Below are 20201 nucleotides of genomic sequence, written 5' to 3'. Positions count from 1 at the left end.
TCCATGAGAATACGGCTCAATCTCCTCCTCGGTGGCGTCCTCTGCATCGTCATCATCGCCGCAGCGCTGTTTGCGCCCTGGCTGGCACCGACCGATCCCGTGCTCGACGCCGACCTGATGAACGCGGAACTACCGCCGGACGCACAGTTCTGGTTCGGCACCGACGCGCAAGGGCGCGACGTTCTCAGCCGCATTCTCTACGGCGCCCGCATCTCGCTCGCCGTCGGTATCGGCTCGCAAATCATCAATACGCTGATCGGTCTGGCTCTCGGTATTTCGGCCGGTTATTTCGGCGGCTGGTGGGACGATTTCGTCACCGGGCTCACCAACCTGATGCTGGCGATCCCGAGCCTGATCTTCGCGCTTGCGATCATGGCGATCCTTGGGCCCGGCCTTGCCAGCCTCCTGATCGCGCTGGGGCTTACCAACTGGTCGTGGACCTGTCGCATCGCGCGAAGCTCGGCGCTGTCGCTGAAGAAACAAGGCTATGTCCAGGCGGCAAAGACGCTCGGCTATGGCGACATCCGCATCATGATCACGCAGATCCTGCCCAACATGATCGGCCCGATCCTGGTGATTGGAACGCTTGGCATGGGCGATGCGATCCTTGCGGAAGCGGCGCTCTCCTATCTCGGCCTCGGCATAAAGCCGCCGTTCCCGAGCTGGGGAAACATGCTCACGGATGCGCGCGAGCTCATCGTCATTGCCCCTTGGGCGGCGATCTTTCCGGGGCTGGCGATCTTCGTCACCGTTCTCGGGCTTAATCTTTTCGGCGACGGCCTGCGTGACTGGCTCGATCCGCATATGAGGGCGCGGCAGCTATGACGGAGAATTTGCTTGAGGTCAGGGATCTGCGCCTCGATATCGTATCGGGCAGGGTGAGCCACAACGTCGTCGACAACGTGTCGTTCTCGATCGGCCGCGGCGAAGCCTATGGTCTCGTGGGTGAATCGGGCTGCGGCAAGAGCATCACCGCGCTGTCGATCATCGGCCTGTTGCGTAAACCGCTCGCCGTTACCGGAGGCTCGTTGAATTTCAACGGCCGCGATCTCAGGGAGCTTTCCAAACGCGAGCTGAGGCGGCTTCGGGGCGAGCGCATCGCCATGATCTTTCAGGAGCCGATGACGGCGCTGAACCCCTTGTCTCCGGTCGGCCGTCAGATCGCCGAGATGTTTGTCCTGCACAAGGGCGCCACCTGGAAGGAGGCCGAGAAGCTGGCGATCGAGGCGCTCGGCAACGTCCAGGTGCCGGCGCCGGAAGAACGGGTGAAGGCCTATCCGCACCAGATGTCCGGCGGCATGCGGCAGCGAGTGATGATCGCCATTGCGCTCGCCTGCAACCCGGACCTCTTGATCGCCGACGAGCCGACGACGGCGCTCGATGTCACGGTGCAGGCCGAGATCCTCAAGCTCGTCAAGGAACTCTGCGCTGCCCGTGGCACATCGGTGTTGATGATCAGCCATGACCTGGGCGTGATTGCCAACATGTGCAACAGGGTCGGCATCATGTATGCCGGGCGCCTGGTCGAGGAGAGACCGGTCGCCGACCTGTTCCTCCACCCGGCCCACCCCTATACCGACGGCCTGCTCAGATCGCTGCCGCATCTGGGTTCGCGCCGGCTGGAAGGGCGGAAGCGCCTGCAGGAAATCGAAGGCACGGTTCCTTCCATCGCCAGCTTTCCACCGGGCTGTCGCTTTCAGCCGCGCTGCCACAGGGCGACGTCCATCTGCGCTGCCGAAATTCCACCGCCAACCGGCCTCAGTCATGATGGCTTCGTGAAGTGTTTCAACCATGAGCGATAAGAACGAACCATTGGTCCGGGTCGATAATCTGAGCGTGCACTTCCCGGTGCGAAACGGCATCTTCGGCCGCTCGAAGCGTACCCTGCGCGCGGTCAACGACCTGAGCCTGACGCTGAACAAAGGCGAATGCCTGTCGATCGTCGGCGAGTCCGGCTGCGGCAAGTCGACGCTCGCACTGTCGATCCTCGGCCTGCAGGAGCCGACGGCGGGCGAGATCTTCTTCGAAGGACGATCGATCACCGGCAAGGCACGCCCCTCCCGGCTCGAACGCGCCGGCATGGCCCAGATGGTGTTTCAGGACCCTTATGCGTCGCTCAATCCGCGCCAGACGATCTACACGTCGCTGGCCGGACCGCTCAGACTGCATGGGGTTTCCGACCGCAAGGAGATCGCGCGGCGCATCGAAGACATGATGCAATTGGTCGGATTGAAACCGGAGCAGGCGGGGCGTTTCCCGCATGAATTTTCCGGCGGCCAGCGCCAGCGCATCGGCATTGCCCGCGCCTTGATCCTCAACCCCAAGGTCGTGGTGCTGGACGAACCGGTGTCGGCGCTCGACGTCTCCATCCGCGCCCAGATCATCAACCTGCTGCTGGAACTCAAGGACCGGCTGGATCTGTCCTATATCATGATCAGCCACGACCTGAGCGTCGTCGAACATATGAGCGACCGCGTGGCGGTGATGTATTTCGGCCAGATCGTCGAGACCGGCAGCTGGGACAGGGTTTTCATCGAACCGCAGCATCCCTATACCCGCCGGCTGATCGGCGCCATCCTCGACCCCGTCACCGAACTGACGGGCCAGAGCGCGGTCGATACGCGCGAGACTCCAGAACCGCCGCCCGGCTACGACTACTATCCCAGGGAACTCGGAAAGCACGACGTCTACAGCCTGCCGCCGTCCTCGCAATTGATTGCGCTAAGGGACGACCACAGTGTTCGTCTGATCGGGCGCGGCTGAGCCGGCATTCGGAGTTGCGAACTGGTTTCGATTGGAGGGCAAGAAACGGAGTTCTGCGCCCCGTCGCTCAGGCTACCTCTATGCACAGGCAACCGGCGTTATCGGCGGTCGAGCCTGTGTCCATGCGAGGAGAAAACCAATGAGCAAGGAAGAAGACAACAAGGCGGTGGTCATCAGATGGTTCACAAATTTCTGGGGCCGCAGCGTCGATCTTTCCATCGTCGACGAGATCGCGTCTGCGGACATGTTGCTGAAATATTCCCTGCATGCGCCGCGGCCATGACGATATCAAAGCCTTCATGACCGATTTCCGCGCCGCGTTCCCGGATCTGAACTTCTGGGGCACGGCCAACCTTATTGCCGAGGGCGACTATGTCGTCGGCCAATGGGAAGGCGGCGGCAGCCATACCGGCGCTGCTTTCGACGACTTCCTGACCGGCGGTCTGCCGGCAGCGACCGGCCGCAAGATGCACTTCACGGGGACGACCGTTCTGAAGGTCATCAATGGCAAGATCGTCGAGGAGATCGGTCTCGACGACGGGGTTGCGGCCCTCACGCAACTCGGATTGATGAAAGCCGCCTGAGCCATCGAGTGCCACGTCACGCGCAGGAAACGGGTGGCGTGGCACTGCCTTCTCGGCCAAGCTTGTTGGTGCTGCCACATGTTGGAGCAGCTGTCGATATCGAGCTGGAACGCAACGACCCGAATCCTCATAGCGGGGCCGTTGGTATGAGAGGCGTGTCTGACGATGAATATGGTGACGACATTCCTGGGCCCATATGGGGCGGCAAGAGTATCGGTGGCGGAGGATCCGCGCTGGGCCGCCATCGCCGACCGCGACAAGGCTGCCGATGGGCACTTCTGGTACTCGGTGACGACCACCGGCGTCTATTGCCGCCCCTCATGCCCTTCGCGCATGGCCAATCCCAGGAATGTCCAATTGCACGACACGCTTGAAGGCGCGAAGGCAACCGGTTTTCGCCCGTGCCGGAGGTGCAACCCGGATGGTCTGTCGAGCGACGAGGCAAACGGGGCGATCATCGCTAAGGCCTGCCGGCTGATCGAACACAGCGAGGAAGAGCCGTTGTTGAGCGATCTGGCCGCTGCAGTCGTCAAGAGCCAGAGCTATTTCCATCGCCTGTTCAAGACAGCGACCGGCTTGACGCCGAAGGACTATGCGGCCGCCCATCGAGCTGCCAAGGTTCGCCGTGGTCTGGAAGCGGGCAACAGCGTAACGGAGGCGATCTATGAGGCAGGCTTCAGTTCGAGCGGTCGTTTCTACGAGCACTCGACCGATATTCTCGGCATGACACCGACACGCTACCGCGCAGGCGGCACGGATGAGGAGATCCGATTTGCCGTCGGCCAGACGTCGCTCGGCGCGATCCTCGTTGCATCAAGCCGGAAAGGTGTCGCTTCCATCCTGCTCGGAGACGATCCGGAGGCGCTTGTGCGTGATCTTCAGGACCGTTTTCCGAAGGCGCAGCTGATTGGCGCCGATGCCGATTACGAGGCGCTTGTCGCACAGGTGGTCGGCTTCGTCGAAGCCCCTGGCATCGGCCTCGACCTGCCGCTCGATGTTCGCGGGACGGCATTCCAGCAGCGGGTCTGGCGGGCCCTGCAGGAAATTCCGGTCAGCAGGACGATGTCCTGCGCGGAAGTTGCCCGTCGCATCGGGCAGCCGAAGGCGGTTCGTGCCGTCGCCAGCGCATGCGCGGCGAACAACCTTGCCGTTGTCATCCCCTGCCATCGGGTGGTGCGGAACGATGGATCGCTGTCGGGTTATGCCTGGGGCATCGAACGCAAGCGCGCCTTGCTCGACCGTGAGGCCGCTCGGGGCGCCGCTTGATGGCTGTCGTCGCCTGGTCTCGCGCTCGAACGGTTATCGTCACGGCGACGAAGCGCTGCGTGGGGCATCGTATCGCTCGATCGTTCGATGGTATCATTTGCGGATGCATCGCGATCCGGGGAGATCTACCTGTATGAACAGTGTCCGCCGGCCCCTCCAGAATCGTGTGACCCCATTCGGCGACATTGTCGCTATCGCGCAGCGCGGCCTGTTCACCGGCAACCGCGGCATCATCCACGACCCCGAGACGAAAACCCTGTTGCGGCGGCGCTGGACGTCGAAGGCGTGGCTGATCTGCACCTGCGAATACGCGGATCGCCGTCGAACCGTCATAGCGGGCCGAAGCTGGACCGAGCTTTTCTTTCTCGACGAGGCCGTGGCGCTGGCCGCGGGGCACCGCCCGTGCTTATTCTGCAGACGGGAGGACGCACGTTCCTTCAGGGCCGCCTGGACGGTCGGCTCGAAGCCATTGCCTTCGGCGGGCGAACTCGATGCGGTGCTCCATGGCGAACGAGTTCTCCGCGGACAGAAGCGCATCCATCCGCTGCCGTCGGCGCTTGACGAGCTGCCGGACGGAACGATGGTGGTGGCATCCGGCTCCGCGTTCACGATCGTATCCGGGCGCTGTTTCCCCTGGACCGAGGCGGGCTACCGCGCACCGGAAACAGACGTCATCGCCGAGGGGGTGCTGACGCCGCCTTCGACCGTCAATGCCCTTCGGGCGGGCTACCGGCCGGTCCTTCATCCCGACATTGCCAATTTTCTCTCCGGATCGATGCCATGACCGACCTCTTTGCCAAGCTTGCCGTCGAACCATCACGCGAGAGCATCGCCGAAGGGGCGACACTGCTTCGCGGCTTCGCGCTGTCGCTCGAGGGGCAAATCCTGCCGGCACTGCGATCGGTCATCGCTGAGGCACCGTTCCGGCACATGGTGACACCGGGCGGCTACACGATGTCCGTTGCGATGACCAATTGCGGCGCTGCCGGATGGGTCACGGACCGGAGCGGGTACCGCTACGATCGGCTGGATCCTGAGACCGGCAAACCGTGGCCGGCGCTGCCATCGTCCTTCCTCGGCCTTGCCATCGCCGCGGCGAGCGAAGCAGGCTATCCGGATTTCAGACCAGATGCCTGCCTGATCAACCGGTACGAACCGGGCGCACGGCTTTCGCTTCATCAGGACAAGGATGAGCGCGATTTCTCGCACCCCATCGTTTCGGTTTCGCTCGGCCTTCCCGCGACATTCCAGTTTGGTGGGCCAAGCCGCACGGACCCGATCCGCAAATACGCGCTGCGTCACGGCGATGTCGTGGTCTGGGGTGGGCGGTCGCGCCTTTTTTATCACGGGGTGACCGATTTGAAGGAGGGCGAACACGAGACCCTTGGCCGCATGCGCATCAACCTGACTTTCCGGCGTGCACGCTAAGGAACCGTCGATGCCATGCGGGCGGCGCTGCAGAAGACAAGTCTTTTCGATTTGAAAGCAAGGAGCGGAGTTCGGCCAAGGCGACGCATCTCTAGTGTCGGTGGAGCAGACAGAACAAGGAGTTGATCTCATGAACCTCATCGACAACCGGACCCGCACCCCGCGACCCCGGCATACGCCAGCCGTTGACGTCGCTGGCCGCACAACCGTGGAGTATGGCGTTGCACAAGCCGAGTTGGGCTGTGTTCTGATCGCGCGCAGCGTCGGTGGTGTTTGCGCGATCCTGATCGGCGCCAACGCGGAGCAACTGGAGAGTGATCTTGCAGACCGCTTTCCTGGCCGTGCATTGAACCGGAACGAAGCCGGGCTTCGCATCGAGCTGGCGAAGGTCCTTGGCTTCATCGACAATCCTGGCGAGGGCCTGGATCTCCCGCTTGCGCTGCGTGGAACGACACTCCAGCGCCGTGTATGGCAGGCGCTTCGCGCGATCCCGGCTGGGACGACGATCACTTACGCCGAGCTGGCGGTTCGCGTTGGCGCGCCGACATCCACGCGCGCCGTTGCCAACGCCTGCGCCGCCAATGTCATCGCCTTGGCCATTCCATGTCACCGCGTCGTGCGCAGCAACGGTACGCTCGCCGGCTACCGCTGGGGCATCGAGCGCAAGCGTGTGCTGATCGCCAAGGAGGCGATGTTATGAATCCGCGCGCTTCAACCGCCCTTCCAGATCGGACCGAACCTACCGTAGAGACGCGAGTCGCGAGCTACGATTGGCAGGTGATTTCCGACGCGTTGAACGGCTATGGTTGCGCCGTCATGGAGAAGCTTCTGTCGGTGGAGGAGTGCCAGCAGATTTCGGCGCTCTACAAGGACGAGCGGCATTTCCGCAGCCATATCCACATGAGCAAGCACGGTTTCGGCAAGGGCGAATATCGCTACTTCAGGTATCCGTTGCCGGATCTGCTTGGCGGTCTTCGTACTGCGCTCTATCCGCGTCTCGCTGACATTGCCAACGCATGGAATGACCGCATGGGAATCGAGAGGAGATACCCGGCGGAGCACCCGGAGTTCCTCAGGCAGTGCCACGATGCGGGTCAGACGCGGCCGACGCCGTTGCTGCTGCAATATGTGTCCGGCGACTTCAACTGCCTGCACCAGGATCTCTACGGCGACCTTGCCTTCCCGATCCAGGTCGCGATCCTGCTTTCCGAACCGGGCCAGGATTTTACGGGCGGAGAATTTGTGCTGACGGAGCAGCGCCCGCGCATGCAAAGCCGGGTCGAAGTCGTTCCCCTTCGCCAGGGCGACGCTGTGGCGTTTGCCGTTCACAACCGGCCGGTTCAAGGCACGAAGGGCAATTATCGCGTCAACCTTCGCCACGGGGTGAGCCGTGTTCGATCAGGCTTGCGCCATACAGTCGGCATCATCTTTCACGACGCAAGATAGCGCAGCTCGGATCGTCTCTTTCATGGCTTGCGGTGAGCGTCCCTCGCTTTCGGGCGAGGGACTTTGTTTGACAACGACCTTCTTCCGCCTATCTGCCAAGCCAGCAGACAGGAGCAATTCGATGTTCAAAACGACTATTCTTGCCGGCCTTCTCGTACTTGTTTGTCAGGTCAGTTCCTGGGCCGCGGACACGGGTACGGTGCTCGAAGGGCAAAAGATGCCCAGCAGGATTCTCGGCAAGGATGTCGAGTATACCGTCTACCTCCCGCCGGAATACGAGGCCGGGAAGCGCTCCTACCCGGTTATCTATCTCATGCATGGTGGGGGCAGGGGCAGGAATACCGACTGGTACCGTTTCGGCGGCGCCGACCGGGTGTTCGACCGGATGATCGAAAACGGCGAAGTGCCGGCCTTCATCGCAGTCACCCCGGAAGGGCGCCGGGACAAGGAGAACAGGTTCAACACCTACTACATGAATGATGCCGATGGCGGCTACCGCTGGCAGGACATGTTCTTTCAGGAGTTCGTGTCCTACATCGACCACACCTACCGGACGGTGCCCGAGAAGGAAGCGCGCGGGATTCTTGGTCTTTCCATGGGCGGATATGCGGCCATCGCTTTCTCGTTCAAACAGCCTGAAATGTTCTCCGCCGCTGCGGCGCTGAGCGCGGCCTTTCGAACAGACGGTCAGGTCGTCACGATGGACCAGTCGGGATACGATCGTCGCTATGGCAAGGCCTGGGGGCTGGGGCTTGCCGGCAAGGGCCGCTTGAATGCGGCCTACCACGATAATAGCGTGCTCGATCTGGTCGAGAAGATCCCTGTTGAGCAAATCGGCAAGACAGCGCTCTATATGGATTGCGGTTCGAGCGACGATTTCTTCGCCGGCAATTCCGAGCTCCATTTGAAACTTCAAAAGCTTGGCGTGGAGCACCGCTTCATGGCACGGGAGGGCGGACATGACTGGGCCTATTGGCGCAGCGGTTTGCCCGAAGCGCTGAGCTTCGTCGGCGCCAGCTTCCGAAACGGCTAGGCATCGCCCCCGCGGCTTGGCACTGTGACACTCCTATGCGTCCAACAGGATGTGTTTTCGCAGAAACACGCTTGCCGTGCGCTAAAACTTGATTATAAAAGACAGGTATTAGCGCACGGCACCGACCGGCCCGTCGACGCGCTTCTTCCTAGGCCATCCGGCCGACTGATCGTCGATCGGCCCGGCGGAGCGATGGGCAAGCTCGTGAGGGCTTGGACCATCGCGCCGTCTCGGCCGCTCGTTCCGTCGCCGCAGGCCAACCGTTCGCGGCGATCTAGTGAAGCTATCCTCAAGTACAGGTTAGATTGCACCACCCGGTTGTCATAGATTTCCATAGGGTGCAGTGGGAGCACAGTGGGAATAGGATAGGCAGTTAGTTCATCCGGTCCAGATCTCAAGATAAGTGCTACGCAGAGCGCTGACAGTGGCTTTCCTCGTCCGGCAGGAGAAGGCAATGACGAAGGCGTTCAATTTACCTGGCAAAATCGGGCCGGAAGCATTGCATGCGGTGCGGATCATCGAGAGCGTGGTCGGCAACGCTTGGGCGGCAGATGCCGCTGGCGAGATTATCTACGTGAGCCCCGCGATGCTGTCGCGCCTAGCGATGTCGTTCGAGGAGTTCAGTTCGCCGGTGGATGGCGGGATTCTTGGCTGGAGGCGGATGATCCATCCAGACGATTACGGTCTTGTCACTACGCAATGGCACAGGTGCCTCGAAACTGGGCAGCATTTCAATGTCGAGCACCGCATGTTGCGTGCAAGCGGTGCTTACGGTTGGAGCCGGAGTTCGGCACAGCCCTTTCGCGACGGTCAAAATCATGTTCTTGGCTGGTACGGCGCCATCATTGACGGCGACAGCTCCGTTGCCATTGAGCGTTTTGCCGATGGCACAAGTGCCGCGTTGGAGACGAAGCCCACGGCGGAGCTGCCGAATTCGTTGAGCCGTATTCACCCAGATGACCGGACTACGGCCGCCCATGCAGCCGCGCGCGCCTTTTGGACGGGTGTTCCGCAAGTCACCAGGCACCGCCAACTCCAGGCAAAGGGCAACTACCGATGGACGGAGACCCGCGCAGAGCCTGGATATAGTGTCAGTATCGACATCGACGATCTGGTAACGGACAGGGAGCCGCACATTGCCGCGGTGTCCGACCTATCATCCGTAGACGATATCGAGCCAATACGGTCGGCAAGGGCCATCGAAAGCATATTCGGCAACGGGTGGGCATTCGATGCCACCGGGCGTTGGATCTATTTGCATCCGTTTGCCCAAAACTCGCTGGGAGTTACGCCGGAGCAGCTGAACGCCTCCTTGGATGAGGGGCATACTGCCTGGAAGCAGTTGCTTCATCCGGACGACTATGACCGTGTCGCAGCAACATGGCGTCGTTGTCTGGACACCGGCGATGACTTTAATGTCGAGTTTCGCTTTCGTCGCGTCAGTGGAAACTATGTCTGGGCCCGAGCCGCCGCGCGGCCCGCGCGCGACAGCCAGGGCCGCGTCGTCGGATGGTTTGGCATAGCGCTTGACATTGATGTCTACAAGAAAACCGTGGAGGCGTTACGCGGCCGGGAGCGTGAGCTTTCGCAGCTTGTCGACATGGTTCCGGTTCAGATCAGGCGCCTGACACCAGAGGGCGAACCGACGTTCTTCAACAAGCGCTTGCTGGACTTCTTCGGATGGACCGATCTTGCACCGCTGGAAAAATTGGGCGAGAGCCGATTGGCCAGGGCAATGGAAAAACTCATTCACCCTGATGATACCACCCGTCTTATGGGAGCGGTCCGCCATTCAGTGGCCACAGGCCAACCCTACTCCTTGAAGTATCGCATGCGCCGCGGGGACGGCGCTTATCGTTGGGTCGATGGTCGCGCAGAGCCACTGATCGATCCAGACGGAGCGATCATACATTGGTATGCGATCTCAATCGACATCGACGACGAAATGCGAGCGCAGGAAGCGCTGCGCGATCGAGAGAGGGAACTCTCGCAACTGGTCGGCATGGTTCCAAGCCTGCTTTGGCGACTGAACCGGGAAGGCACGCCTACCTTTTTCAACAAACGCATGATGGCTTTTCTGGGTTTGGATGCTGCGGATACAGAGCAGCCTGACACGGACCGGCTGGCTGCCACCCTGAAGGCGGCGGTCCATCCTGATGATGCGCCCGGCCTTGAGGAAGCGCTCAGCCGATCTGTCGCGACCGGGGAGAACTTCTCCAAGAGGTTTCGCCTGCGCCGGGTGGACGGCGTCTATCGCTGGGTCGAAGGCAATGCTGAACCCTTACGCGACGAGAATGGTCAGATCTTGCAATGGTACGGCCTGTCTCATGACATCGACGATCAGTTACGGGTCGAAGAAGCGCTACGCGAACGGGAACGTTCGCTTTGGCAGCTTGTGGAGACACTTCCGGCGATGATCGACTGTGCCACGCCGAATGGTGAACCGGTCTATCGCAGCCAGCAGCTTCGGGAGTTTCTCGGATACAACCTCGAAGAACTGGATGGCACCGGAAAGTCCCGATTGAACGGCACGCTTGATGCCGGAGTACATCCCGATGATGTTGCGGGCGTTAAGGAGAAATATGCGCATTGCTTGGCAACCGGCGAGCCTTATGCGCGCAAGCACCGTCTGCGACGGTTCGATGGTGAGTACCGATGGGTCGAGACCCGGGCCGCGGCGATGCGGGACTTGGAGGGCACGATTATCCAATGGAATGTAATTTGCCTGGACATTGACGGCGAGGTTCGGGCGCAGGAAGAGTTGCGTCTGGCGCAGGAAAGACTTTCTCGGGCCAGCCAGGCAGCTAGCCTGGCTGAGCTGTCCGCGTCGATTGCCCATGAGGTCAACCAGCCGCTGGCAGCGATTGTCGCCAATTCCAACGCCTGCCACCGCTGGCTATCGGCCGAGCCTCCGAATCTGGAACGGGCCAAGATCACTGCCGAGCGTATCATTCGCGACGCCAACTCGGCTGCGGGCGTCGTCAGTCGCATCCGCGCGCTCTTCAAACATCCTGTCGAGCCGAGGAGGAATACCGATCTTTCGAGCGTGGTTGGCGAAGCAAGCAATCTCATCGCCGAGGAAGCCTCACGACGTCGTGTCCGCGTCGACGTTGATGTCGAGCGTGGCCTTCCACACATCGCCCTGGATCGGGTGCATATCCAGCAGGTTTTGGTGAACCTCATCCGCAACGGCATGGACGCGATGGACTCTGTTGCGAGCGATCGGGTTGTGGCGGTCAAGGTACGTCGCGTGGCGGACATGATTCAAACCGAAATCAGCGACCACGGCACGGGTGTCGAGTATCCAGAACGAATTTTTGAAGCCTTCTTTACGACGAAAGTGAACGGAATGGGCATGGGCCTCGCAATTTGTCGTTCGATTATCGAGTCGCACGGAGGGCGATTGTGGGCGCAGAACAACGAGCCGAAGGGCGCTACCTTCGTGTTCACGCTGCCGATTGAAGTGGATCCGTCGGCATGATCAGTGACGAGCATATTGTTTTCATCGTCGATGATGACAATCGAATCCGTGAGGCGCTCTGCGAGCTTTTGGCGTCCCACGGCATTCGTGCAATGGCGTTTGGATCCGCCGGGGCCTATGTCAATTCAAAAAAGCCAGATGCGCCTGCCTGCCTGATCCTTGATATCGAACTGCCTGATATCAATGGGCTCGATCTGCAGAGTGAAATCGCGCAAGGAGAGCATCCGCCGATTGTCTTCATAACCGGCCACGGTGATATCCGGTCCTCCGTGCGCGCGATAAAGGATGGCGCGGTAGACTTCTTGACAAAGCCGTTTACCGACACGGATCTGATGAACGCCATACACGCGGCAATCGCGCAGGATAGGGAAAAGAGAGCCGAACGCGCCGAGTCCGGCAAGTTGAAGCGTCGCTATCTTGACCTGACGCCGCGCGAGCGCGAGGTGCTGCCTCTGGTTGTGAGCGGGCTTCTCAACAAGCAGGCGGCCGCGGAGCTCGGTATCAGTGAGGTGACCCTTCAGATACACAGGCGCAATGTGATGCAAAAAATGGCGGCGGCCTCCCTTGCCGACCTCGTCCGTATCGCAGAACGCCTGGAAATACCGATCACCCACTCTCGCAGGGCGGGAGGGAAGCCTAGAGTGACCAAGCATAGGCGGGTGGTGGCAATCGTTGATGACGATCTGAGGTTGCTAGAATCGCTAGAGGATCTCCTGGAGTCCGCAGGCTATCTGGCTCGCAGCTTCTCGTCGGCAGGATCGCTTCTTTCCAGCGGGTTGTCAGGCCTGGACGCGCTGATCACGGATATTGGCATGCCCGGCATGGATGGGTTCGAACTGCGAGATTTCGTGAAGAAGATGCGTCCGGATCTGCCCGTGTTCCTGATAACAGGACGTCACGAGATCGCCGAACAGCATAACGCTCAGGACATCAGCGGTTGCTTCCGAAAACCCTTCGATGCGCAGGTTCTGCTTGCGGCCCTTGCCAATGCCCTGCGTGACCGAGAAATGGAGGGTAACTATGAAACTTGATCAGCCAGTCCAGCGAAAGGCAGTATCGCAGCGCCGGTGTGAAGGCGAACGGCCGCTCGTAATCATCGTCGATGATGATGCCTCTGTCCGGGAGGCGCTGTCTGAACTGATCGCATCAGTAGGGTTCCGATCGACCTCTTTCGGTTCGACCCGCGAATTGCTCGCTTCCGACATTTTGGACAGCCCCGGATGTTTGATCTTGGACGTGCGCATGCCAGGAGCAAGCGGCCTCGATCTGCAGCGCCACCTGACCCAAACCGGAAACCCGAAACCGGTGATTTTCTTGACGGGACATGGGGACATTCCGATGACCGTGCAGGCGATGAAGGCCGGTGCAGTCGATTTTCTGATCAAGCCCGTACGAGACCAGACGCTGCTAGACGCAATCACCACTGCGATTGACTTGGATGCGGCTCGACGAGCAGAGGCGGCATTGGTCAAACGCAACATGGAGCGACATGAGACGCTGACACCACGGGAGCATGAAGTTTTGCAAGAAATTGCGCGTGGACGGCTCAACAAGCAGATCGCCTTTGATCTCGGCATCAGTGAAGTGACGGTGAAGCTGCATCGGGGCAACGTCATGCGCAAGATGGAGGTCGCCTCTTTGAGTGAACTCATCCGGGCCTGGGATAGTCTTCCTGGATCGATGCGCGATGCAGACCCGATCTAGAAGACGGCATGATGCGCAGGGGCGACAGTGTCGCGGGTTCCAAATGAGAAGAGATGCTGGACCACCTCGCAACGACAAGGGCCCTGGCATCCTACCAGCCTTTGCCGGAACTGAGCCGTCGTTCAGAGGTCGTCTCAAAACGTCGACTATGCCTGCCTAACTCCGGGGATAGGATTGGCGGTCGAGGCTATGCACGTCTGCCCGCACAGAGCAAATTCAGCGTCTTGGTTTCGCGCGATGACCTTTCTGTCGGCGGTATGAGCACCACGTCGTCTTGCCAAGCTCCGTACGCTCGAGAGAGTGAATGCCGCGGGATGTGGTCAGCATCGCGGCAACCGCCCTGGCCGTGTAATTCTGGGCGCAACTCAGTGGGTTGGAGGCAGGAATTCAAGGAGCGCTTCCGCAACGGCGGCGGGCTGTTCCTCTGGCACCCAGTGACCCGGACCTTCGACGACCAATGAGCGCACGTTTTCAGCAACGTGCCGGAGATGACCGTCATACATTGAACCCAGCCCGCCGACGCCACTTAGTTCCAGCACAGGCATTAAAACCAAGGTTTCGGGTCGGGCCGCGACGACATTCAGGTGCGATGGTCGATAAACAGCGGCAAGCAACACCGTTGGATGTCGGCGGTTCCATCGTCGCAAACGGTCGATGATCACGAAGCGCGGGCTTCGGTAGCGCGATGAGCGTGTTTCAAGCCACCATTGCTGCCACTGCGCATCGGGGTGAAGAAGGCGCTGTCTTGCGCGCAGTCGGCTTTTTATCGTTGGTTTCCGTGTATATAGATATTTCTTATAGGTGTTAAAGCGGACCGGATCGGGAAAGAGAAGGATGCCGCGGCGAAGCAGGGGGTCGGCCGGGGTATGCCTAAATGCGCTCGCACATCTGGCGCTAACGCCGTCTAATGGGTCATGAAGTTCGAATCTGACTGGAACAGGCTATGATGAGCGCCGCGTCACATCGCCCGCAAGCACTCTATGCGGGCCTGTTTATCGCGGCCTATGTCGCGGGTAGCGGGTTTGCTCACGTTCTCGCAATTGTCCCCGGGACGGGGATTTCGATCTGGCCCCCCAGCGGATTGTTCCTTGCCACCCTTGTCCTTGCTTCGCAACGCAGTTGGCCCTGGTGGATATTAGTGGCGCTCGTAGGCGAACTGCTTGGAAATCTCGTGTGGTTCCACAATCCCCTATCCGTGGCGACCTTGATTTACCTGGGGAATGCTTGCGAAGCAGTGCTTGGCGCATGGCTTTTGAAGCGCGCCTGTGACGAACCAGTTCGGTTTGAGACTTTGCATGAGGTGCTGGCGCTGCTCGTGCTGGGGGCCGGTGTCGCGCCAATCGTAAGCGCAACGATCGGTAGCGCGACACTTGCTTGGTTCGATATCCAATCCTTCGCCACAGCTTGGCCGCTATGGTGGATCGGCGACGCGACAGGGGTCGCGATCATCGCTCCCTTGGCGCTTGTGGTCTTCCAGAACTGGCATGGAAAGGGTGAATTCCTGGCGACGCGGTGGGCCGAGGTTTGTGCTCTGGCGCTGGTCTTTCTCGCTGTAACCGCTCTCTCTCTGAGCGGTTACCTGCCCTATGCGTACATCATCATGCCACCGCTTCTGTGGGTCGCGGTCCGCTTCGAATTCAAAGGTACCGTACTCGCGCTGTCGTTTCTCGCGCTCATCACTGCGGCCTTTACGATTTCCGGTGCGAGCCAGTTTGCAGGCGACGCAGAATCGCAGCGACACCAGCAGATCATGCTGCAGCTATTTTTGGGCATTTCTGCATTGTCGGCATTGGTCGTGGCCGCAATATCTCGGCAACATCAACTCGCGCTCCTCACACTGCGTAGAAGTGTGGAGACGTTGCGAGAGCGCGAGCGCGAACTTTCCCAGTTGGTCGACCTCGTACCCGTCCAGATCAGGCGGCTTAGCCCCGAGGGACAGCCGATCTTCTTCAACCGGCGACTGCTCGATTTCTTTGGCTTGAGCGACGTAAATCAACTGGATCGGCCAGGCACCAGTCGTTTAAGCGCGGCCATCCACTCTCTGGTGCATCCCGAAGACGCAACTCGTCTGTTTGAGGCCGTCCAAAATTCATTGGTGACCGGTGAGCCGTACTCCATGAAATATCGAATGCGACGTTCAGAGGGAGCCTATCGATGGGTTGACGGTCGTGCCGAGGCATTGCGGGATGACAACGGAGCGATCGTGCAATGGCTGGTCATTTCGCTTGATATCGATGATGAGGTGCGGGCGCAGGACGCAATGCGCGAAAGCGAACGACAGCTTCGGCGCCTGGTCGACGCGGTTCCCGCGCAGATCTGGTGTTCGAGCCCCGAGGGAGATCCAACCTACATCAACCGGAGGCTTCGGGATTTCATCGGTTTCGAACTCGACGATTTTGATTCACCAGATGAGCCAAGGGGTGATGTCGCCCGTCGACAACAGGTTCATCCCGACGATCTCGTGGCAGTCCGCGATCATTTGGCCGATTGTCGCCGCACCGGGCAGGCGTTCGTCATGCGGTATCGCATGCGACGGGTTGACGGAACCTACCGATGGGTGGAAGGCCGTTCGGAACCGTTCCGAGATGAGGACGGCTCCATCCTCCAATGGTACGGTGTCCTTTTGGATATCGACGATCAGGTGCGGGCCGAAGAAGCCTTGCGGGAGAGGGAGCGCTTTCTTTGGCAGTTGGTCGAAACCCTGCCGGCCATGATCGACTGCGCCGCTCCTGACGGGGAGCCAATATTCCGCAGTCAGGGGCTGAGGGAGTTCCTCGGCTATGAATTGCATGAGCTTGACGAGTCTGGAAAATCCCGGCTTGAGGGGACGCTGGATGCGGGGGTTCATCCCGATGACCTCGAGGGGGTTAAGCAGCAATATGCGCGTTGCCTTGCTTCGGGCGAACCTTACGCGCGAAGGCATCGTCTCCGCCGGTTCGACGGCGAATACCGTTGGGTAGAGACTAGGGCCGCTCCAATGCGCGATGCCTCGGGCACGATCATTCAATGGAATGTCATCTGTCTGGATATCGACGGTGAGGTCAAGGCCGAAGAGAAACTGCGCATGGCCCAAGAGGGACTGGCACGTGCAAGCCAGGCGGCCAGTCTGGCCGAGCTTTCTGCGTCGATCGCACACGAAGTCAGCCAGCCGCTCTCCGCCATCATCAACTCGACTGATGCTTGCGTGCGCTGGCTTGAGGCGGATCCACCAAACTTGGAACGAGCGAAGAAGTCGGCTGAGCGTATTACCCGGAGCGCAAATTCAGCCACAGAGGTTGTGAGGCGGATCCGCGCTCTTTTCCAGCATTCCATGGATGTTCGCGACTCCACTTCGTTGGAGGGCATTATCGAAGAGGTGGCCGATCTCGTGGCGGCTGAAGCATCGAGGCATCGCATCCGTGTTCAGGTCGAGATTGAGAGCAGCCTGCAACTTTTGGCATTCGATCGTGTGCAGATCCAGCAGGTTCTGATGAACCTTGTTCAAAATGGCTTGGACGCAATGATCTCAAGTTCGGATGACAAGGTGCTTGAGATCCGGGTTCACCGTGAAGACGATCAGGTTTTCACCGAGGTTACGGATCGGGGTGGAGGTGTTGAGTTTCCCGAGAGGATATTCGACCCGTTCTTTACGACAAAGGAAAGAGGGATGGGCATGGGCCTGGCCATATGTCGCTCCATCGTGGAAGCCCATGGGGGGAAGCTATGGGCGGACCAGAATGAACCCCGCGGCGCGAGGTTCATTTTCACGCTGCCTGCCGCAGCTATGGCCACAGCAGGCTCCGATGTCGCCTCGAAGGAGAACAACTCCCTAGTGGCAAACCTCGACGCTGGGGCGCCGTGAGGTATCGATTCTGGGAGGTTGCCTTCGGCCCCTCTCAGGCAGCGAGGAGTTCGTCCGACGGCCCGAAGAACTCGTAGTGGACCCGCTCGCTTGAAACGCCTTCCCTGACAAGAGCCGGGATGAGGGAGCGAAGGAACGGCTTGGGACCACAGAGGTAGAATTCGGCCTCGTGAATAGGCGTATTCTTTCGAAGCCATTCCGGGGTGATGTAACCATCGAAGTCGTGAGACAACCCAGCCGCATCTTCGCTACCGGGGTCGCTGTAGAAGCTGCTGATCTTGATGTTGCCGTGAGCGTTGGCGAGCTTGCGGACGTGCTGATCCATGGCGTGAGTAGTGCTATTCAACGCGCCGTGAACGAAGTGAGCTTCGAGATTCGGATGCTCTTCAACGATTGTCTCCAGAATGCTGACCATGGGTGTCAGCCCAACGCCGCCCGACAGCAAGACGACCGGTGCCTGCGGGATTTCCGGAAGATAGAAGTCGCCTGCCGGCGGGGTGACGCTTAGTAAAGTACCGACCGTCGCCGTATCGTGGAGATAGCGCGATCCACCTTGTCCCTGCGCTTCCCGCTTGACCGAGATGCGGTAGGAGCTGTCGCTCGGACCGCTCGAGATCGAATAGTTCCGCTTGATCTCGAGGCCATTCTCCAGCTTGAGGCGGAGAGTGAGATATTGGCCGGGTTTGTGCCTCACGACGCGACGACCATCCTTTGGCCTCAAGACGAATGATGTGACAACATCACTTTCCCGAACCTTCGAGGCGATGACGAAATCTCTCCAGCCGTTCCAGCCGCCGGATTTTTTCACAAGCTCGTCGCGTATTTCGGCCTCGCGCTCCTGAAAAACCTCCGCCAAGAACCAGTAAGCCTCGGCCCAGGCATTCAAAAGCTGAGGTGTTGCCGCGCTTCCGAGCACGTCCTCGATGGCGGCGAGAAGTGCGTTTGCTACATACGGGTAGTGATCCGGCAGGATGTGATAACCAATGTGCTTGTGAGCAATGCGCTCGACCACAGGGCCGAGCACTCCAAGGTTATCGATGTTCTGCGCATAAGCCAGAATGGCCGCGGCGAGCGCGTTGACCTGTGAGCCACCTTCGCCCTGGTTGGCATGGTTGAACAACTCCCGGATGTGATCGTCACGGAAGAGGCGGGCATACATGCTCTTCGTGATGTCCGTGCCGTGTGCCGCAAGCGCCGGAACACTCGCCTTAACGATCTGGATAGTCTCGGATGAGAGCGATTTCGGCATGATCTTTCCTTTCGATACGATGCGTTAGTCAGTGATTGGTTTGTGATCGTAGAAGTGCAGTTGGCATTTCACCGGGCCTACGATCTGGAGGTGATGAGCAACCTCCGGTGGGATGATGATCGTGGAGTCGGCGCCTGCGTCGATCACCGGCTGAGCATGAAGGTGATAGTGCAGACTGCCCTCGATCACGCTGAGCTTGGCCTAGATATCTGGTCGAAGCCGATGGTATTGCCGCAGCGGTCTGGGAATTGTCTCCTCGGTGAAGACGGGCGTGCTTCTGTATGGCTGCAAGGAGATCTGGGGCCGCAAGGTCTGGAGATCTGGGCGCTGTGCTCCAAACAAGGCGGTCGACAAACGCGAGGCAATTCTTGCCGCCCTTTGCTGGATCTCAGTTGCAACTTCGGGCCGGAGTGCGTCTGACGTAACCTTCTTCCAAAGCGCCAACCAACGCTCGAACATTTCCGGCTGAATGCGCCCCAGGTGGATCAAGTGCATTGCCACTGGGTTGCCCTTGTAGCGCCCGGTCGACAGCATCATCGACCCCCAGAACTCCGTCATGCGCTCAAGATGGTCGTCCCAATCGGTTATGGCGGAGAATGCTTCGTTTAGATTCTGGTCAACCCGAACTTCGTTGTAGAAGCGTTCCACGACCATTCGGATGTCTGCTTCGGTTATCGCTCCGGCGCTCATCGCAATTCGCCCTTAAACATGTATTTAAGATGCATCTATTGCTTCGGGAGAAAAGATGCTAATGAAATGCATGTTTTTGGATTGGACTTTTTGACGCAGACCCCGATGAAGCTCACGAAATACACCGACTACGCAATGCGATTGATGATCTATTTGGGCTCACGGTCATCGGGGCTTAGTTCGATCCGCGAAATATCGGACACTTTTTCGGTCTCACAAAACCATATGATGAAAGTTGTTCAGGACCTTGCGAGCGCACAGTTCCTGGTGTCCGTACGTGGTCGCAATGGCGGCATACGGCTCGCGCGACCTGCAAACGAAATCAATCTTGGAGCTCTGCTTCGGCACACCGAGGGTTTGACGGATCTGATCGATTGCCAAGGTTGTCGTATCGCGCCGGCCTGCACCTTGCCGATCGTCCTTTCAGAAGCCACTGCCGCCTTTGTGGCGGTTTTCGACAAATATACCCTGGCAGATCTGGTCGGGAGACGCTCGGCGCTCGGCGCGCTTCTGGGCTTTAGGGCCGCCGACCAGCCAGACGAATCCTTATCGTAAGGACGTTTAGCGTTTCTACGCGCCTTCCTGTGCCGCTTCGCGCTGGCGCTGCGGACGGATTATACGTATCAAGCGTCATCGTGAACTGGTCCTTGGGCGACACGCAAATCTGGTCCGCCAAGGGGTGTTAGTTAGTCTCCATACCGGCTGCCGTAGTGGAC

Annotated in this window: 17 protein-coding genes and 2 pseudogenes; 16 read left to right on the top strand and 3 right to left on the bottom strand. The window is 59.7% G+C overall.

Annotation, left to right across the window (positions count from 1 at the left end; translation table 11 throughout):
• The first annotated feature begins 3 nt into the window (after positions 1–3).
• From ABIE33_RS26795 to ABIE33_RS26730, 14 genes and pseudogenes are all read left to right on the top strand, one after another.
• Positions 4–825, top strand: coding sequence for an ABC transporter permease (locus tag ABIE33_RS26795; protein ID WP_429130821.1), 822 nt, complete (start codon positions 4–6; stop codon positions 823–825).
• Positions 822–1802, top strand: coding sequence for an ABC transporter ATP-binding protein (locus ABIE33_RS26790; RefSeq protein WP_429130820.1), 981 nt, complete (start codon positions 822–824; stop codon positions 1800–1802). Before ABIE33_RS26795 ends, ABIE33_RS26790 begins: the two co-directional genes overlap by 4 nt.
• Positions 1792–2763 carry an ABC transporter ATP-binding protein gene (locus ABIE33_RS26785; protein ID WP_429130819.1) on the top strand — a complete coding sequence of 324 codons (972 nt, stop codon included), beginning with the start codon at positions 1792–1794 and terminating at the stop codon, positions 2761–2763. The genes ABIE33_RS26790 and ABIE33_RS26785 overlap by 11 nt, the downstream gene beginning before the upstream one ends.
• Before the next feature lie 139 nt (positions 2764–2902).
• Positions 2903–3347, top strand: a pseudogene (locus tag ABIE33_RS26780) (ester cyclase).
• 171 nt (positions 3348–3518) lie between these two features.
• Complete coding sequence (gene ada / locus ABIE33_RS26775; RefSeq protein WP_429130913.1) at positions 3519–4613, top strand: bifunctional DNA-binding transcriptional regulator/O6-methylguanine-DNA methyltransferase Ada; 1095 nt, start codon at positions 3519–3521, stop codon at positions 4611–4613.
• A gap of 133 nt (positions 4614–4746) precedes the next feature.
• Positions 4747–5397: a hypothetical protein gene (locus ABIE33_RS26770; protein ID WP_429130818.1), complete on the top strand. Its 651-nt coding sequence runs from the start codon at positions 4747–4749 to the stop codon at positions 5395–5397.
• A complete protein-coding gene (alkB, locus tag ABIE33_RS26765) occupies positions 5394–6041 on the top strand; it encodes a DNA oxidative demethylase AlkB (protein WP_429130817.1) in 648 nt (215 codons plus the stop codon). The genes ABIE33_RS26770 and alkB overlap by 4 nt, the downstream gene beginning before the upstream one ends.
• A gap of 130 nt (positions 6042–6171) precedes the next feature.
• Positions 6172–6741, top strand: coding sequence for a methylated-DNA--[protein]-cysteine S-methyltransferase (locus tag ABIE33_RS26760; RefSeq protein ID WP_429130816.1), 570 nt, complete (start codon positions 6172–6174; stop codon positions 6739–6741).
• Entirely contained in the window at positions 6738–7487 is a 750-nt protein-coding gene (locus ABIE33_RS26755; protein WP_429130815.1) for a 2OG-Fe(II) oxygenase, read from the top strand. Before ABIE33_RS26760 ends, ABIE33_RS26755 begins: the two co-directional genes overlap by 4 nt.
• 121 nt (positions 7488–7608) lie before the next feature.
• Positions 7609–8520 (top strand): alpha/beta hydrolase, encoded by a 912-nt coding sequence (locus ABIE33_RS26750; RefSeq protein ID WP_429130814.1) that lies wholly within the window; start codon positions 7609–7611, stop codon positions 8518–8520.
• A gap of 454 nt (positions 8521–8974) precedes the next feature.
• Entirely contained in the window at positions 8975–12001 is a 3027-nt protein-coding gene (locus ABIE33_RS26745; protein ID WP_429130813.1) for a PAS domain-containing protein, read from the top strand.
• Positions 11998–12633: pseudogene (locus ABIE33_RS26740) on the top strand (response regulator transcription factor); the annotation flags it as partial. The gene ABIE33_RS26745 and the pseudogene ABIE33_RS26740, both read left to right, overlap by 4 nt.
• 9 nt (positions 12634–12642) lie before the next feature.
• Positions 12643–13032 carry a response regulator gene (locus ABIE33_RS26735; protein ID WP_429130912.1) on the top strand — a complete coding sequence of 130 codons (390 nt, stop codon included), beginning with the start codon at positions 12643–12645 and terminating at the stop codon, positions 13030–13032.
• A complete protein-coding gene (locus ABIE33_RS26730) occupies positions 13022–13705 on the top strand; it encodes a response regulator transcription factor (RefSeq protein WP_429130812.1) in 684 nt (227 codons plus the stop codon). The genes ABIE33_RS26735 and ABIE33_RS26730 overlap by 11 nt, the downstream gene beginning before the upstream one ends.
• A gap of 365 nt (positions 13706–14070) precedes the next feature.
• On the opposite strand, the gene ABIE33_RS26725 is transcribed toward ABIE33_RS26730, so the two are convergent.
• The gene (locus tag ABIE33_RS26725; protein WP_429130811.1) at positions 14071–14367 is read right to left on the bottom strand and encodes an alpha/beta fold hydrolase; all 297 of its coding nucleotides are present in this window, start codon (positions 14365–14367) and stop codon (positions 14071–14073) included.
• Between the two features lie 281 nt (positions 14368–14648).
• Between ABIE33_RS26725 and ABIE33_RS26720 the strand changes: the two genes are divergently transcribed.
• On the top strand, positions 14649–17546 hold the full coding sequence (locus tag ABIE33_RS26720; protein WP_429130810.1) for an MASE1 domain-containing protein: 2898 nt from the start codon (positions 14649–14651) through the stop codon (positions 17544–17546).
• Between the two features lie 34 nt (positions 17547–17580).
• On the opposite strand, the gene hmpA is transcribed toward ABIE33_RS26720, so the two are convergent.
• Together hmpA and ABIE33_RS26710 are read right to left on the bottom strand one after the other, a co-directional pair.
• Entirely contained in the window at positions 17581–18795 is a 1215-nt protein-coding gene (hmpA, locus tag ABIE33_RS26715) for an NO-inducible flavohemoprotein (RefSeq protein ID WP_429130809.1), read from the bottom strand.
• 201 nt (positions 18796–18996) lie between these two features.
• A complete protein-coding gene (locus tag ABIE33_RS26710) occupies positions 18997–19485 on the bottom strand; it encodes a preprotein translocase subunit TatC (RefSeq protein ID WP_429130808.1) in 489 nt (162 codons plus the stop codon).
• Positions 19486–19590: 105 nt separating this feature from the next.
• Between ABIE33_RS26710 and ABIE33_RS26705 the strand changes: the two genes are divergently transcribed.
• Positions 19591–20040, top strand: coding sequence for an Rrf2 family transcriptional regulator (locus ABIE33_RS26705; RefSeq protein ID WP_429130807.1), 450 nt, complete (start codon positions 19591–19593; stop codon positions 20038–20040).
• Positions 20041–20201: the final 161 nt, after the last annotated feature.

This window comes from Ensifer sp. 4252, from assembly GCF_050434565.1.
Taxonomy (GTDB): domain Bacteria; phylum Pseudomonadota; class Alphaproteobacteria; order Rhizobiales; family Rhizobiaceae; genus Ensifer.
Note: the sequence above shows the minus strand (reverse complement) of the source record. Positions and strands in the feature narration are given on the sequence as shown.

Excerpts from the sequence above, each read along its gene's own strand:
- ABIE33_RS26795 (WP_429130821.1), top strand. The coding sequence starts at position 4 with ATGAGAATACGGCTCAATCTCCTCCTCGGTGGCGTCCTCTGCATCGTC.
- ABIE33_RS26790 (WP_429130820.1), top strand. The coding sequence starts at position 822 with ATGACGGAGAATTTGCTTGAGGTCAGGGATCTGCGCCTCGATATCGTA.
- ABIE33_RS26785 (WP_429130819.1), top strand. The coding sequence starts at position 1,792 with ATGAGCGATAAGAACGAACCATTGGTCCGGGTCGATAATCTGAGCGTG.
- ada (WP_429130913.1), top strand. The coding sequence starts at position 3,519 with ATGGTGACGACATTCCTGGGCCCATATGGGGCGGCAAGAGTATCGGTG.
- ABIE33_RS26770 (WP_429130818.1), top strand. The coding sequence starts at position 4,747 with ATGAACAGTGTCCGCCGGCCCCTCCAGAATCGTGTGACCCCATTCGGC.
- alkB (WP_429130817.1), top strand. The coding sequence starts at position 5,394 with ATGACCGACCTCTTTGCCAAGCTTGCCGTCGAACCATCACGCGAGAGC.
- ABIE33_RS26760 (WP_429130816.1), top strand. The coding sequence starts at position 6,172 with ATGAACCTCATCGACAACCGGACCCGCACCCCGCGACCCCGGCATACG.
- ABIE33_RS26755 (WP_429130815.1), top strand. The coding sequence starts at position 6,738 with ATGAATCCGCGCGCTTCAACCGCCCTTCCAGATCGGACCGAACCTACC.
- ABIE33_RS26750 (WP_429130814.1), top strand. The coding sequence starts at position 7,609 with ATGTTCAAAACGACTATTCTTGCCGGCCTTCTCGTACTTGTTTGTCAG.
- ABIE33_RS26745 (WP_429130813.1), top strand. The coding sequence starts at position 8,975 with ATGACGAAGGCGTTCAATTTACCTGGCAAAATCGGGCCGGAAGCATTG.
- ABIE33_RS26730 (WP_429130812.1), top strand. The coding sequence starts at position 13,022 with ATGAAACTTGATCAGCCAGTCCAGCGAAAGGCAGTATCGCAGCGCCGG.
- ABIE33_RS26720 (WP_429130810.1), top strand. The coding sequence starts at position 14,649 with ATGATGAGCGCCGCGTCACATCGCCCGCAAGCACTCTATGCGGGCCTG.
- hmpA (WP_429130809.1), bottom strand. The coding sequence starts at position 18,795 with ATGCCGAAATCGCTCTCATCCGAGACTATCCAGATCGTTAAGGCGAGT.
- ABIE33_RS26710 (WP_429130808.1), bottom strand. The coding sequence starts at position 19,485 with ATGAGCGCCGGAGCGATAACCGAAGCAGACATCCGAATGGTCGTGGAA.
- ABIE33_RS26705 (WP_429130807.1), top strand. The coding sequence starts at position 19,591 with ATGAAGCTCACGAAATACACCGACTACGCAATGCGATTGATGATCTAT.